The sequence below is a fragment of the Paenibacillus plantarum genome (genome assembly GCF_013141695.1).
Classification (GTDB): domain Bacteria; phylum Bacillota; class Bacilli; order Paenibacillales; family NBRC-103111; genus Paenibacillus_E; species Paenibacillus_E plantarum.
The window spans coordinates 1-13369 of sequence record NZ_WHNY01000069.1 but is presented as its reverse complement, the minus strand read 5'-3'; the positions used below and the strand labels follow the sequence as shown (position 1 = coordinate 13369).

Genomic DNA, 13369 nt, shown 5'->3' with positions numbered 1-13369 from the left:
TGGGGGGCTAGGGTATGACGGGTTCAGTTAAGCAAGTTCCCTCTGTCAAACCTCCATTGAAATCCCGTCCATTAGCTGCATCAGCCATTATATTTGGTGGACTGGCTTTGTTGCTGATCAGCCTGATTGCTTCTATTTCGGTTGGGGCAGCAGATATCTCCTTCGGCGAGGTATGGCAAGCTATCTTTCAATTTAATGCTGATTCGACACAGCATTTGATCATCCAACAATTAAGGCTTCCGCGAGCAATCGCTGGAGCTTTAGTTGGGGCTGCTTTTGCTGTGGCAGGGGCGATTATGCAAGGTGTTACACGCAATCCGTTATCGGACCCGGGTATTCTTGGTATCAACGCAGGTGCAGGCTTTATGCTTGCCCTGTGTTTTGCCTTTTTACCGCAACTGCCTTTTCACTATGTCATTCTATTTTCATTCCTCGGTGCTGCAATAGGAACGGGGCTTGTCTATGGCATTAGTGCGTTGGCGAAGGGTGGCGTAACACCTGTTCGAATCGTTCTGGCAGGGTCTGCTGTTAGCGCTTTACTTTTGGCGCTCAGCGAAGGGATTGCGATTTCCTACCATATTGGTCAGGATCTCGCTTTTTGGTTTGCAGGAGGGGTTGCAGGTACGAAGTGGTTGCAAGTTGATATTATGGCACCTTGGATTATCGTTGCCTTACTAGGCGCTTTTTTCATCTCACCTTGGATTACGCTGTTAAGTATGGGAGAAGATGTGGCAACAGGTCTCGGTTTACGGACGGGACTTGTGAAGCTAGCAGCCTTCGTGCTGGTTCTGGTCCTTGCCGGTGCAGCCGTGGCAACGGTGGGAGCTATTGGGTTTATTGGTCTCATTATTCCTCATATTGTCCGCTATCTTGTTGGCGTTGACTATCGTTGGATCATTCCAACCTCAGCGGTATTAGGCGGGTTGTTGGTCGTGCTGGCTGATATCGGAGCCCGCATGGTCAATCCGCCATTTGAGACGCCGATAGGTTCGATTATTGCTCTGATTGGTGTGCCATTTTTCCTTTATCTAGCCCGTAAAAAGGGGAGGGATTAGGCAATGACATCCATGCAATCTGGAAGTATCAAGAAACCGAGATTGACTAAAGCGATCACGGTGATGTCGATTTTAATGGTCCTTATAATCATTGTATTTATTATTAGTATGAACACTGGCGTAATTCGTTTGAGTCCTATTGAGGTGCTTCGAACGTTTTTTGGAGGCGGGACAGCGAAACAAGGCATTATTCTATGGGATTTCCGACTTCCACGTATTGTGATTTCAATCCTGGTAGGAGCGGGGTTAGCGGTTTCTGGAGCCATCTTGCAGGGGATTTCACGAAATATGCTAGCTGACCCAGGTATTCTGGGCATTAATGCAGGAGCAGGACTTGCGATCATTCTGGTCGTATCCTTTTATCCGAATAATGCTGGGGCGCCGTTGTTCTTCATGCCGATGATCGCTATGCTGGGTGCGGGTTTGGCCGCTTTTCTGATCTATACGCTTTCGTATGTCAAAGGCAAAGGGATCTCGTCATCCCGATTGCTCCTTGTGGGTATCGCGGTTTCCGCGGGTATTGCTGCACTGATGATGGTACTTAGCATTCGTTTGGATCCAACCGATTTTCAGTTCGTTCAAATCTGGTTAGCGGGTAGTATTTGGGGAACCAACTGGAAGTTCGTTCTGGCCTTATTACCGTGGATCGTCGTTCTCATTCCTTATGTCATATTCAAAGCGAATGTCCTGAATGTGCTGAATCTGGGCGAGATGACGTCCATTGGACTCGGGATACGAATGGAACGAGAACGACTTGGATTGCTGGCCGCAGCAGTTGCGCTTGCAGGCGCATGTGTGGCGGTCGGTGGTGGTATTGGCTTCGTTGGTTTGATTGGTCCGCATCTGGCTAGAAGGCTAGTTGGACCTAAACATCAATTTTTGATTCCAGCCTCAGCGCTTACCGGTGGGCTGATACTTATCGTCGCGGATACGATAGCACGGGGGATGTTTCAGCCAACAGAGGTTCCGACGGGGATTGTAGCCGCTGTTATCGGAGCGCCATATTTTCTGTACTTATTAGTTCGAACGAGAGCTTCGTAAAAGGACAAACATAGAAATCCACAGTAGAATCCACAGTAGGCTTAGTAGCCTGTTGTGGATTTTTTTTCATTTTATATATGTGACAGGAAATATTACATGATACAGCGCATATACTAATAAAATAAATATTTGTCATATATATTGACATGGACATCACATTCGTTTAAAGTAATTAAAATTCTTCTCTAACGCGCTGGCGTCAAAGAGAGGCAAAGGGAGAGATGGGAGATGGCTCACATGCGAACAAATGATTTGTTAGCACGATTACCGAAAGTGGATCTTCATTTACATTTGGATGGAAGTGTGAAGCCTGAGACGATTTTGGAGCTCGCTCTCGAACAAGGTATATCACTCCCTGTCTACGACAAGGATGGGCTGATCCCGCATATGCGTGTGACGGACTCTTGCGGCAGTCTGATTGAATACTTAGGGAAATTTGATTTTACGACACGCTTCCTACAAACAGGTGCAGCCTTAGAGCGTGTAGCTTATGAAGTCGTTGAGCAATCCGTGGAGCATAACTGTCGTTATGTGGAGGTGCGCTTCGCGCCTCAACTGCATCGGAACATGGGGTTAACCCTCGAAGAGACGTTCCACTATGTCACGCAAGGATTAAAGCGTGCGGGGCGCGATTTTGGAACGAGATTCGGTGTTATTGCCATTTGTATGCGGAATCATCCTTGTGCAGATAATTTGGAAGTCATCGAAGCAGCCGCCAAGTTCATAGGGAAGGGCGTTGTTGCTGTTGATTTGGCTGGCGACGAGGCGAATTATCCGCCTGAGTTTTTCCGAGAAGTGTTCGCTAGATCACATAAGCTGGGCATTCCTGTTACCATTCATGCCGGTGAGGCAGCGGGTGCGGTTAACGTCTACGAGGCGGTCACGCATTTAGGGGCAACCCGAATCGGGCATGGGGTAAGACTTCGGGAGAATGCCGCTATTCTGGCATTGATCAAAGATCGCCGCATTCCATTGGAAATGTGTCCGATCTCCAATATCCAAACGAAAGCTGTGGCTTCGTGGGAGGCTTATCCGATCCGGGAGTACTTGGATCAAGGTTTGATCGTAACAATCAACACCGATAATCCTAGTGTCTCGGGAACCGATATTACGAAAGAGTATCGCACGATCGCTGATCGATTCGCTTTTACAACACCAGAACTAGTGAAGTTGATCATGAATGGTGTGGAGGCTGCTTTTATGGAAGAACACGATAAAGGGATATTCAGACAAGAGATGGAAGCTGAGCTTACGAGCTTAGGTGTGTATAATTAGATAAAGGTGGAAGAGGATCTGTTGCGATTACGCAGCAGATTTTTTTGTTCAAGGGGATCCTTGTTATGCTAAAATAAGGGATATTTTCAAATCCTTGCGGTCGGAGGTGTAAGGGTCATGGAGTATTATAAGCAACTTAGACAGTTCGTAGGGCATCATCCGATCATTTTGCCTGGAGCCGTCGTGATCTTGGTTAATGATACGGGACAGGTTCTCCTACAACAAAGACCGAATGAGACCTGGGGGTTGCCAGGAGGACTTATGGACTTGGGAGAGTCTTTAGAAGACACAGCTCGACGTGAATTTTTTGAAGAAACAGGTCTGACAGTGGGGGACTTAGCATTAGTAGGCGTGTTTTCTGGCGCTCAGTATCATTACACGCTTTCCAATGGAGATGAATTTTACGCAGTAACGACGGCCTATATGGCTAGCGAAGCTACAGGTGAGATAGCCATGGAAACAGCTGAAACCCGAGATTTGCAATACTTTGATTTGCACGATCTACCGGAGACGATGGGTCAAGTATACAGGGATAGTATAATGGCTTATCTACAAAGTGTATCAAAAAGATAGGAGGCGAACATCGTAATGATTTCATATGTGATCGTTCTTGTCTATGTTTTGTACATGGTATTTAAGAGTTACAGATCTAGTAAAGCTAAGAAACAGATTGGGACCGTTACGCTTGTTGGCTATAGTGACTACAAAAAAATATTCATTACGCTGCTGAATTTATTTTTCTTACCCTTTATTGTCACGCTAGATAGCAATGGGAAGTATGGGGTGCTATTCCTCCTTATTCTCCTATCTGCCGTGCTGGATCGAGCGTATATTGGAGATAGAGGCATTAAGTTACATGATGAATACATTCCTAAAGAAGATATTCTGCATTACTATATGGTTGAAGGGAAAGTTAATCAGTTCGATATTTTTATTAGGGGTAAGTTAGACGTAGTAAATATTACAGTTAATAAGCGGAAATTGAAAAGGCCGTTAGAAGAAATGTTGGCAGAATGGAAGACGATGGTGTAGCATCATCGTATACAAATATATGTTTAAAAGGGGTCTCATTCTCATTATGAAAAAATTAGTTATTTCTGCTTTGTTCATTTCGACACTTGGGCTTGGTGTAGGTGTAGGCGGGTATGCCGCTGCGAACATCGAGCAAATTCAGGCATTTCTTAATCACGAGATTAAGTTTACGCTGAATGGAAAATCGTGGACGCCAACAGATTCTGATGGCAAGGTCATAAGCCCGATTATTTATGAAGGTTCCTCTTATGTTCCTTTGCGAGCGGTAGGTGAGTCGGCTGGACTCATGGTGGATTGGGATCAAGCGAGTAAAACGATCATTTTACAAAACAAAACTGCTGGTGTAAGCACGTCGGAAGGTGTTCCATATAAAGATGCAAAGGATTATGGCAGCGCTCCAACGCAGACGCCAGTCCCTACGCCGAAACCAACACCTCCACCTGTGAATACAGCGCCTTCACAAGCGAATGATTTAGAAACAACCTATTCTACTTTTAATGTTCATACGAATACCAAAACGGCTGAATACAAGGCGGAAATGGAGGAGGCTGCGCGAGAGGGTGCTGTTTATTTAACCGAATTACCGTATTCGAAAATCGTGGGCTCTAACGTGTTGAAGCGCGTTCGCATCGATGCAAGTTCCGTCGATTCCGAAGTGTACCCGTTGCAAAGAGAGGGCAAGCTATACGCACATGGGATCGGTGCCAAATTAGATGGACAACACGCACGGCAATCCATTACCTATGATTTAGGTGGAAGCTATAAAACTTTTGCATTCAACTATACCTTTGATGATAAAAATGGAAATTTCAACCGTCCGGCGAAAATAACGGTGTACGGTGATGGAAAGCTGCTGGCAACCAAAACAGATTTCATGGTGAGTAATGGCAAACTCCCTTATGAAATTATGGATATTAGCGGTGTGAAGCAGCTTCAAATTGATTTTGAGCTTACCCTATACGAAGGAAAAGAGAATAGCTACGTTTCCGTACTTGCCATCTATAAGCCTAAGCTTTTCAAAAATTAGTTGTTTATACGCGAGGAAGGCTGTTAAGGGAACGTGGTTCTGCTATTTCGGCAAAAACAGCCGCTTTCGGGTCGAAAGGGAACATCAGTACGCTATTTTACTCCGAAACGTGGATTATAGCCGGAAAGCAGGGGGATAGAGGAACCACGTTCCCTTCGGCAATGAAAACTGCCTATTTTCATCAAATAGCGGATCCTCGTTCCTCTTGGCTGTCGTGCAAAGTTCTAAGACAATGAAATAGCAAGGCTATGAACCTAGTAAGGCTAAACCGGATAAAAGAAAGGCATACCTTATGGATACTTACATCATTACGGGCGGGTCCAAAGGCCTCGGCGCTGCCATCATCCGGCAGCTGCTCGAGCAAGGCGCTGCGGTTCACTGCATTTCCCGCAGCGAGAACGAGACCTTGCGCCAAGAGGCGCTGCGCATGGAAGGTCAGCTGACCTTCCATGCTTACGACTTGGCGCAAACCGAAGGCATCGATTCGCTCATGGAGCGAATCCTCGCGAAACCGGATGGCGTGGCTTCCGTCACGCTCATCAACAATGCGGGCATGATAGAGCCGATTGTCTCGATCGGCCGAGCAGCCCCAGACGACCTGCAGCGCAGCCTGCAGGTCAATCTCGTCGCACCCGCGGTGCTGACGAACAGCTTCATTCGGCTCACGCAGGCGTGGCCGATGGTGAAGCGGGTCGTCGGGATCTCCTCGGGCGCGGGGCGCAAGCCCTACCCTGGCTGGGGTGCCTACTGCACCGCCAAGGCCGGGCTGGATATGCTGACGCGCTGCGTTGGCGTCGAGCAGTTGAAACAGCCACACCCGGTGCTGATCTGCAGCGTGGCTCCGGGTGTGGTGGACACCGATATGCAGCGGGAGATTCGCGCTGCCTCGGAAGAGGACTTCCCGCAGGTGGGGCGGTTCGTCCAGCTTCAAGAGCAGGGGGAGCTGCGCTCCCCTGAAGATACCGCCAAGCAGCTGTTGCACCTGCTGCAAGCGAATGCGTTCGAACAAGGCGAGGTCGCCGACTTGCGTACGAAAGAGCCCGTGTCGTAATCCGACACGGGCTCTTTTATCACAAAGATCTATTGAATGCTGCCGCTAACCTTGCCACCAGACGAAAGTTCCGAAGTACAGAACTTACAGCGTGATGCTTGTGCTGGAATTTCAGATAAGCAATGAGGACAATCTTTGGTTGTAACTGCTTTTTCCTTCGGTGCTTCCTTCTTGCGGAACTTGCCGATTTGACGAACAACCATGAAGATAACGAATGCCACGATCAAGAAATCCAAGAAAGTTGATAGGAATTGTCCGTATCTAAAGACTGCAGTGCTCTTAGCGGCTTCCTCAAATGTCTCGTAATGTTTCCCATCCAAAGCAACATACAAGTCATTGAAATTCACTTTGCCAATGAGCAAACCAACGAGCGGCATAACCAAATCATTTACAATGGACGTAATGACTTTACCGAAAGCCCCTCCGATAATAACCCCGACTGCAAGGTCGAGCATGTTTCCTTTGAATGCAAAATCTTTGAATTCTTTTAGCATGATGTACCCCCAAGAGACTATAATTGATAGCATTGTACCATAGTTGATAGAGACCAAACAAATAAGCTCCCATCAGCTAAGGTGATATTTTATCTATAAGTAGGGGAGCTTCATCTACCAGATTTCTAGGCCTTCACTGCGACAATTTCCTTCAAAGCCTGAACAAGTACGGCATTCTCTTCGGAAGTTCCAATCGAAATTCGAACATGATTAGGAAGATTCCAACCTCCGCCATATCGAACAATAACTCCGCGACTCATCAAATTATCATAAATGGATTTAGCTTGTGTTCCTAGATCGACGAGTACGAAATTACTCATGCTTGGCGTGAAAGGGATAGCTAGTGTACGCAATTCGGTGTAAAGTTCATCCCGTACCTTCACATTATTCGTACGTGTTGCTTCAAGATGCTGATCATCCTTGAGTGCGGCTATAGCGCCAACTTGTGCTAGCGTGTTCACGTTGAAAGGTTCTTTGACCTGGCGAATCCGCTGCAGAATACCTGCATCTGCGATGCCATATCCCACACGTATGCCCGCTAAGCCATAGATTTTAGAAAAGGTTTGCAACACAACAACAGGATAGCCTTCTCGTACTAGCGCAAGTCCATCGCAATAATCATCAGCTGTAACGAAATGGCTATACGCACCATCGAAGATGACTAGCACATGTGAAGGTAAGCTCTTTACAAGTCGGTGCAAGTCCGTTTTGGTCATATAAGTACCCGTCGGATTGTTCGGTGAACAAATATAGAGCATTTTCGTGCGTTCAGTGACAGCCTCGAGAATAGCTTCTACTTCATAGCGATAGTTCTCCCCGAGTGGCACGTTAATGATGCTAGCCCCAAGCAAGTTGGCTCCGAATTCGTACTCGCTAAATGTTGGTGAGGGCACGATGACTTCATCGCCAGGCTCCAAGTAGGTTTCAGAGAGTAGCGTAATCAGTTCATCACCACCGTTAGTAACAAGGACTTGATCAGGCGAGAATCCGCGTTTTTCTGCAATAGCTTCTCTAAGATTTACGGTCTCTGCATCGGGATAGCGATGAATGTCAGTTAAATAAGCTTGTATTGCCTCAAGAGCGAGAGGGGAGGGACCTAATGGGTTTTCATTGGATGCTAATTTGGTAACGGATGTTAGCCCGAATTCACGTTGAACCTCCCAGATGGGTTTGCCGGGCGTGTATGGCTTCATTCGTGATAAAATGCTGCGTGGATTAATATTTTCAACACCTGGACCTTTCATATAAAACACTCCTTATTGTCGTATTTACTTTATTTAGATAATACATTAACTTGGTAAAGTAGTAAAGTGAAAAGTTTGCATACCAGTTAATGGTTGTTTGGTATATGATACATCTATTAGGCGTTGATCTGTAGAAGGGGTGGCAGTGGATTGAGGCAAATGAGATTCGGTATACGTGCCAAAATTATGATTGGATATGCGTTCATCATTTTCTGCTTAACCCTGTCTTTTGTGCTTGTTAATCAACAGTTAGCTGCCATGCAGCGAGATCGCAATTATGTCATTGAGCATGATTTCGCCGTCAATAGAGAGGCGAATCTTCTTGAGAAATATGTCATGGATATGGAAAATGGGCAAAGAGGCTACTTACTCACAGGCGAAGTTAAATATTTAGAACCTTATACGACCGGGCAGACCAAGTGGAGAGATTCCTTCAATCAACTGAAAGAGCTAACGAGTGATACACCAGTCCAGGAGAAAAATTTAATCGCGCTCAAGGAAACTATCGAGAATTGGCTTATACAAACAGGCGGGACCATGCCGACCATGAGAAATGGTCTTGAGAATGAGAGTTATTTTAATTTTACCTTCTTTATTACTCATCAAAATATTCTAGATATTCGTTCGCAATTGAGTCGATTTCGCAGTCTTGAAATGGGATTCGTGAAGGAGCGAGCGGCACACCTTGATGCGCAAAATAAAATGTTGACCAACTCCTTATTCGTCATGTTGGGATTGGTGCTCATCTTTTCGCTGCTAGCAGCGTTAGTTATTTCGAGATCCATTGTCGGGACGATCAAACAGGTTACCAAGAGCATCATCAAGCTGAGCTCCATGAAGCGGGATCGTTCCAAGCGTATTCATGTCACAATGAATGATGAAGTGAAGGATCTGGCCGACGCAACCAATGCGTTGCTAGAGAGCCAAGAAGAAATCGAGTGGCAGCAGCGGAAGTTGACAGAGGTTGTCCATATGCTGCAAGGTATTTCCGATTTGGAAACGCTGGGGACGTGCTTTATTCGTAAATCAGCAGAATTATTTGGAGCTTCCTTCGGCGTTTTCTACATTCGAAGCGTACATGAATCCAAGGCTGGCATGATGAGGCTGGCGGCCTATGCGGCGATGGAGGAAAGTGCTGAAGCAGGTAAACCTTTTTTTCATATTGGGGAAGGCTTGATTGGTCAATGTGCGATTGAGAAGCGAATTGTACATCTCACACATGTCCCTGAAACGTATATCCGTTTAAAATCAGGACTGGGGTCAGCGAGTGCGCAAAGTGTTCTCATCGTTCCGATTATCCATAATCAAGAAGTCATCGCCATTATGGAGCTGGCTTCTTTTGATAAATTTACGTCGCTTCAACTGAGTCTGATGGATGACATCTTAGAGGTGTTAGGAACAATCGTACACAGCGTGCAAACGCGTGTTGAGGTAGAGCGTCTTCTTCGAGAGTATCAGGTGATGACCGAGGAACTTCAAAGTCAACAAGAAGAATTGTATCGGACCAATGAACAGCTAGAGGAAAGAAATCGCTATGCGGATGAAAGGTCGAGGGAGCTTGAGTACATGAAAGTCTCCTTTGAAGAGCATGCCATTCAGCTGGAACTGAGCTCGCGGTATAAATCGGAATTCTTGGCGAACATGTCTCACGAGCTGCGAACGCCGCTTAACAGTATATTGATTCTTTCTCAGATGCTTCAGGAAAACAATAGCAAAACCTTAACGCATGATGAGCAAGAGTATGCCCGTGTTATTCATTCTTCGGGAAATGATCTACTGCTCCTTATCAATGATATCTTGGATTTATCCAAAGTTGAAGCGGGTAAATTGGATATTCATATCGGTGAGTTACGTGTGGACTGGCTCCCCGAGCTCTTGCTAAGTCAGTTCGAGAAGGTCGCAGAACAACGCAAACTAACATTCCGGATCGAGATGGATGCTCAAATGCCGAAGATCTTCAATACGGATGAACAGAGACTCAGCCAAATTCTCAAAAATTTGCTTTCTAATGCATTTAAATTCACGCATGAAGGCTCTATTCACGTGGAATTTCGCATGTGCAGCGTGGAACAAATTGTGGAACTACTGCCTTCGGCCATGCACAGGCAGGTTATGGCAGTTTCCGTTAAGGATACGGGTATAGGTATTCCAACTGACAAGCAAGAAGTCATCTTCGAGCCCTTCCTTCAGGCCGATGGCACAACGAATCGGAAGTATGGAGGGACAGGGCTAGGGTTATCGATTAGTCGGGAATTAGCCAGACTTCTTGGAGGTTGTATCCTGATGCAGAGCGTGGAAGGCGAAGGAAGTACATTTACGTTATATGTGCCTTCGCTGCCTCCTTTAATTGGGGGAACTAACGCCACGCATAAGGAAGTAGCGGCAGCAACTGCTAACACGATCAGTGACTATATCATTCGAGAAAACGGTAAAACCATTTCTGCACGCGAGGATGGCGACGGCAATCGATTTAAGGATAGAAAAGTTCTGGTTGTTGATGATGACGTGCGTAACGTATTTGCCCTTTGTAATGCATTTGAACAAGAAGGAATTATCGTGAGTGTTGCTCAGAATGGACAAGAATGCTTAGAGCTATTGGGGAAGGATCCTAGTATTGAGCTTATTCTCATGGATATTATGATGCCGGTGATGGATGGCTATGAGGCGATGCGGCTCATTAGGAAAAATAATCAATATGCTGATGTTCCGATCATTGCACTTACGGCCAAAGCTATGAAACAGGACAGAGAAATCTGCTTGCAGGCCGGAGCATCTGACTATATTAGCAAGCCGCTGCATATGAGCCAACTTCTATCGCTTATGCATGTTTGGCTTAGTAAATAAATCAGAAAGACCTTTAACTACCTCCCGATGATGGAAGTAGTCAAAGGTCTTTTGTGTTAATGGACATCGCGTTCTGTAGATACTTCAAAATGATAAATCGTGTTGCGCGTCAATACACGGAAATCCAGTCCGTCTTGATCAATCGCTTGCACACGTGTTGTTTTGAATGGTGTATGTTGCCGAACCCCTGATAACGTCATTGGACATCCTACCTCGGTGGGGTTCACTTCACGAAATGTTTGCCCTTGAATCTCATCGAAATCGAATCGATCTGACCGATGTTTCGGCGTAATCCCATCCACCTCATAGATTTGCAGCAGCTTTAACAACCTCATTATGGCCCCTCCCGTCCGTGGCATTCGTTTTCATTATACACGGACACCTCATATTTGGCGAAGTCTACAAACCTAACATAAACCTAAAGAAGTCTTCATACTTTCCTAGCTTCCAAAATATACAATTGTTCTATCTGAACCGGGGGTGTTGCGAGTGCTGCACACGAAAGTGATCATTGGGGAAAAAGAAGTGCTTATTTTTTTCGAATCCATGTACCAAGAATATTCATACCGAGCGGTTGAAGCGATAACAAAACATTTAAATAATGCTCAGATCAGAGAAGTATTTGATAATCTGGGATTAGTACATACAACCAATACAGAAGTAACGCTCTTCTCGTTAAATGGAGAGATGGAGACAATTCCGATGTATTGATCACGGTCTAGCCCTTTCCTTTATTTTTAGCTAAAATGAAGGGATTAGAACAAGGAGGCAGATACATATGACCGTTATGAAATTAGAGCACGTAGGCGTCATGGTAGCAAACTTAGAAGCATCTATTGCATTTTATGTTACTGTAATCGGACTTAAGCACAAAGGAACGTTACTCCATACGAATGGCGTTATCCGGCTTGGTTTTCTTGGCTTTGAAGCCTCAAATGAAACAGAAGTTGAATTGATTGAAGGCTATAATGCGAAATTGCCACAAGAAGGCAAAGTGCATCACTTGGCTTTTACCGTAGATGATATCGATGTTGAATTCGCAAGAATTCAAGCTTTAGAAGTTGAGCAATTGGATGCGGAAATTACAACACTTCCGAACGGTTCTAAGTATTTCTTCTTTAATGGACTAGATGGGGAGCGAATTGAATTCTTTCAATCGACACGTGGATAGGTTTAACATTTAATAGATACGGGCATCCTTTTACTAGAGTGATAGATTCTAGTAAAGAGGTGCTTTTTTCATGTCAAAGCGTTGGACACAAATAATAATAGGCATCACGATACTAGGTTTATTCTTCGGCTGGATACGTCATGTGGATGCACAGGCAGAACAAGATGCACAGTTATTACTCAGTGTGGCAAAGCCCTATATGCAATCGAATGAACATATTACCTTCAAATATACAGGCTATTTCGGTACATGTGACGGTGTGGATGCCAAAGTGATGGATGCGGGTGAACGTTTATCCAACAAGCTTGGCTTTCAATCTCATACGTCGAATGAATCCATATCTTTAAAAAGCGGTATCTATACGGTTAAGTCAGAAGTTGCTGAAAGCGCGGTCGTGACATTAACCGTTGCTAGTCCAGTGGGACAGTCGGCTTGTTATGCTGTAGTACGATTAGATGCGCCAGGTAGTGCAGACCAATCCCAGCTTCTGAAATGGCAGGAGCAAGTGACCGCGCAATTAACCGAACAGGGCATTCAAGGTATGTGGAACGTGATGATACAAGGGAATGCTGCTGAAGCCATAAGCATATCGAATGACCCTAAGGAGTTCCTATCTGAGTTAGTTCAAGCTTATAAAGGAAAGGTTGTTGAGCGCTACGAAGATGGCACTACCTTCAGTGCATCAGTGGTATCATCTGAATTCGAAGCTTCAATACGAAGCGGCAGTCAAAAGGTGAATGTCCAAATCGCACTTCATCTAGATACGACTTCGGGCCTCTGGCGCTTAACGATTGGAACACCGATTATTACAATGGAATACTAAACCGAGAAAAAGGGTGCAGGATGCATTCTTTTTTTTTTGCGTGCACTTGTAGGAACAATTCGAAACAATTGCAATAGTGGAACTTTTCCAAAGGGGTTGTAATTGATTTCTAGGCATGGTACATTAGTCCTCGTTGTTCTGAAGCAAATAACCACGACAAGCGAAATCGAAGTGGACTTGCTTTCAAGCGATGAGGTATGGTAAGATGACTTTCCGACAGATGCTGACATAAATTGACGAGAAAAAAGTGCTTGCAATTGAGAAACGATCTGTGGTATATTACATCTCGCTGCTCCGGTAACACGGCAGTGA

General features: G+C 45.3%; 14 protein-coding genes. 11 read left to right on the top strand and 3 right to left on the bottom strand.

The window, feature by feature from the left end:
* The first annotated feature begins 14 nt into the window (after positions 1 to 14).
* The 7 genes from GC096_RS26400 (at position 15) to GC096_RS26370 (ending at position 6481) form a co-directional block, all read left to right on the top strand.
* The gene (locus tag GC096_RS26400; RefSeq protein ID WP_171634382.1) at positions 15 to 1055 is read left to right on the top strand and encodes a FecCD family ABC transporter permease; all 1041 of its coding nucleotides are present in this window, start codon (positions 15 to 17) and stop codon (positions 1053 to 1055) included.
* A gap of 12 nt (positions 1056 to 1067) precedes the next feature.
* A complete protein-coding gene (locus GC096_RS26395; protein WP_171634421.1) occupies positions 1068 to 2096 on the top strand; it encodes a FecCD family ABC transporter permease in 1029 nt (342 codons plus the stop codon).
* A gap of 237 nt (positions 2097 to 2333) precedes the next feature.
* Positions 2334 to 3371: an adenosine deaminase gene (add, locus tag GC096_RS26390; RefSeq protein ID WP_171634380.1), complete on the top strand. Its 1038-nt coding sequence runs from the start codon at positions 2334 to 2336 to the stop codon at positions 3369 to 3371.
* Between the two features lie 117 nt (positions 3372 to 3488).
* Positions 3489 to 3944 (top strand): NUDIX hydrolase, encoded by a 456-nt coding sequence (locus GC096_RS26385; protein WP_171634379.1) that lies wholly within the window; start codon positions 3489 to 3491, stop codon positions 3942 to 3944.
* 15 nt (positions 3945 to 3959) lie between these two features.
* Positions 3960 to 4403 (top strand): hypothetical protein, encoded by a 444-nt coding sequence (locus tag GC096_RS26380; protein ID WP_171634378.1) that lies wholly within the window; start codon positions 3960 to 3962, stop codon positions 4401 to 4403.
* Positions 4404 to 4449: 46 nt separating this feature from the next.
* Positions 4450 to 5430, top strand: coding sequence for an NPCBM/NEW2 domain-containing protein (locus GC096_RS26375; protein ID WP_171634376.1), 981 nt, complete (start codon positions 4450 to 4452; stop codon positions 5428 to 5430).
* Between the two features lie 292 nt (positions 5431 to 5722).
* Positions 5723 to 6481 (top strand): (S)-benzoin forming benzil reductase, encoded by a 759-nt coding sequence (locus GC096_RS26370; RefSeq protein WP_171634375.1) that lies wholly within the window; start codon positions 5723 to 5725, stop codon positions 6479 to 6481.
* Between the two features lie 29 nt (positions 6482 to 6510).
* Here the strand turns inward: GC096_RS26370 and mscL are convergent, their stop codons facing one another.
* Positions 6511 to 6975, bottom strand: coding sequence for a large conductance mechanosensitive channel protein MscL (gene mscL / locus GC096_RS26365; protein WP_171634373.1), 465 nt, complete (start codon positions 6973 to 6975; stop codon positions 6511 to 6513).
* 125 nt (positions 6976 to 7100) lie between these two features.
* On the bottom strand, positions 7101 to 8219 hold the full coding sequence (gene hisC, locus GC096_RS26360) for a histidinol-phosphate transaminase (protein WP_171634372.1): 1119 nt from the start codon (positions 8217 to 8219) through the stop codon (positions 7101 to 7103).
* Positions 8220 to 8378: 159 nt separating this feature from the next.
* Here hisC and GC096_RS26355 point away from each other — a divergent pair, with 159 nt between their 5' ends.
* Positions 8379 to 11063 carry a response regulator gene (locus GC096_RS26355; protein WP_246302981.1) on the top strand — a complete coding sequence of 895 codons (2685 nt, stop codon included), beginning with the start codon at positions 8379 to 8381 and terminating at the stop codon, positions 11061 to 11063.
* Positions 11064 to 11119: 56 nt separating this feature from the next.
* Here GC096_RS26355 and GC096_RS26350 read toward each other — a convergent pair whose 3' ends face one another.
* Positions 11120 to 11398: a hypothetical protein gene (locus GC096_RS26350; RefSeq protein ID WP_171634369.1), complete on the bottom strand. Its 279-nt coding sequence runs from the start codon at positions 11396 to 11398 to the stop codon at positions 11120 to 11122.
* 154 nt (positions 11399 to 11552) lie between these two features.
* Between GC096_RS26350 and GC096_RS26345 the strand changes: the two genes are divergently transcribed.
* The 3 genes from GC096_RS26345 to GC096_RS26335 all read left to right on the top strand — a co-directional run bounded on the left by GC096_RS26345 (position 11553) and on the right by GC096_RS26335 (position 13057).
* Entirely contained in the window at positions 11553 to 11774 is a 222-nt protein-coding gene (locus tag GC096_RS26345) for a hypothetical protein (protein ID WP_171634368.1), read from the top strand.
* A 67-nt stretch (positions 11775 to 11841) separates the two neighbouring features.
* Complete coding sequence (locus tag GC096_RS26340; protein ID WP_171634366.1) at positions 11842 to 12234, top strand: VOC family protein; 393 nt, start codon at positions 11842 to 11844, stop codon at positions 12232 to 12234.
* A gap of 70 nt (positions 12235 to 12304) precedes the next feature.
* Complete coding sequence (locus GC096_RS26335; protein ID WP_171634365.1) at positions 12305 to 13057, top strand: YwmB family TATA-box binding protein; 753 nt, start codon at positions 12305 to 12307, stop codon at positions 13055 to 13057.
* Positions 13058 to 13369 lie beyond the last annotated feature (312 nt).

Bases quoted from the DNA above. Each gene is read 5' to 3' on its own strand.
- GC096_RS26400 (WP_171634382.1), top strand. From the start codon at position 15: ATGACGGGTTCAGTTAAGCAAGTTCCCTCTGTCAAACCTCCATTGAAA.
- GC096_RS26395 (WP_171634421.1), top strand. From the start codon at position 1,068: ATGCAATCTGGAAGTATCAAGAAACCGAGATTGACTAAAGCGATCACG.
- add (WP_171634380.1), top strand. From the start codon at position 2,334: ATGCGAACAAATGATTTGTTAGCACGATTACCGAAAGTGGATCTTCAT.
- GC096_RS26385 (WP_171634379.1), top strand. From the start codon at position 3,489: ATGGAGTATTATAAGCAACTTAGACAGTTCGTAGGGCATCATCCGATC.
- GC096_RS26380 (WP_171634378.1), top strand. From the start codon at position 3,960: ATGATTTCATATGTGATCGTTCTTGTCTATGTTTTGTACATGGTATTT.
- GC096_RS26375 (WP_171634376.1), top strand. From the start codon at position 4,450: ATGAAAAAATTAGTTATTTCTGCTTTGTTCATTTCGACACTTGGGCTT.
- GC096_RS26370 (WP_171634375.1), top strand. From the start codon at position 5,723: ATGGATACTTACATCATTACGGGCGGGTCCAAAGGCCTCGGCGCTGCC.
- mscL (WP_171634373.1), bottom strand. From the start codon at position 6,975: ATGCTAAAAGAATTCAAAGATTTTGCATTCAAAGGAAACATGCTCGAC.
- hisC (WP_171634372.1), bottom strand. From the start codon at position 8,219: ATGAAAGGTCCAGGTGTTGAAAATATTAATCCACGCAGCATTTTATCA.
- GC096_RS26355 (WP_246302981.1), top strand. From the start codon at position 8,379: ATGAGATTCGGTATACGTGCCAAAATTATGATTGGATATGCGTTCATC.
- GC096_RS26350 (WP_171634369.1), bottom strand. From the start codon at position 11,398: ATGAGGTTGTTAAAGCTGCTGCAAATCTATGAGGTGGATGGGATTACG.
- GC096_RS26340 (WP_171634366.1), top strand. From the start codon at position 11,842: ATGACCGTTATGAAATTAGAGCACGTAGGCGTCATGGTAGCAAACTTA.
- GC096_RS26335 (WP_171634365.1), top strand. From the start codon at position 12,305: ATGTCAAAGCGTTGGACACAAATAATAATAGGCATCACGATACTAGGT.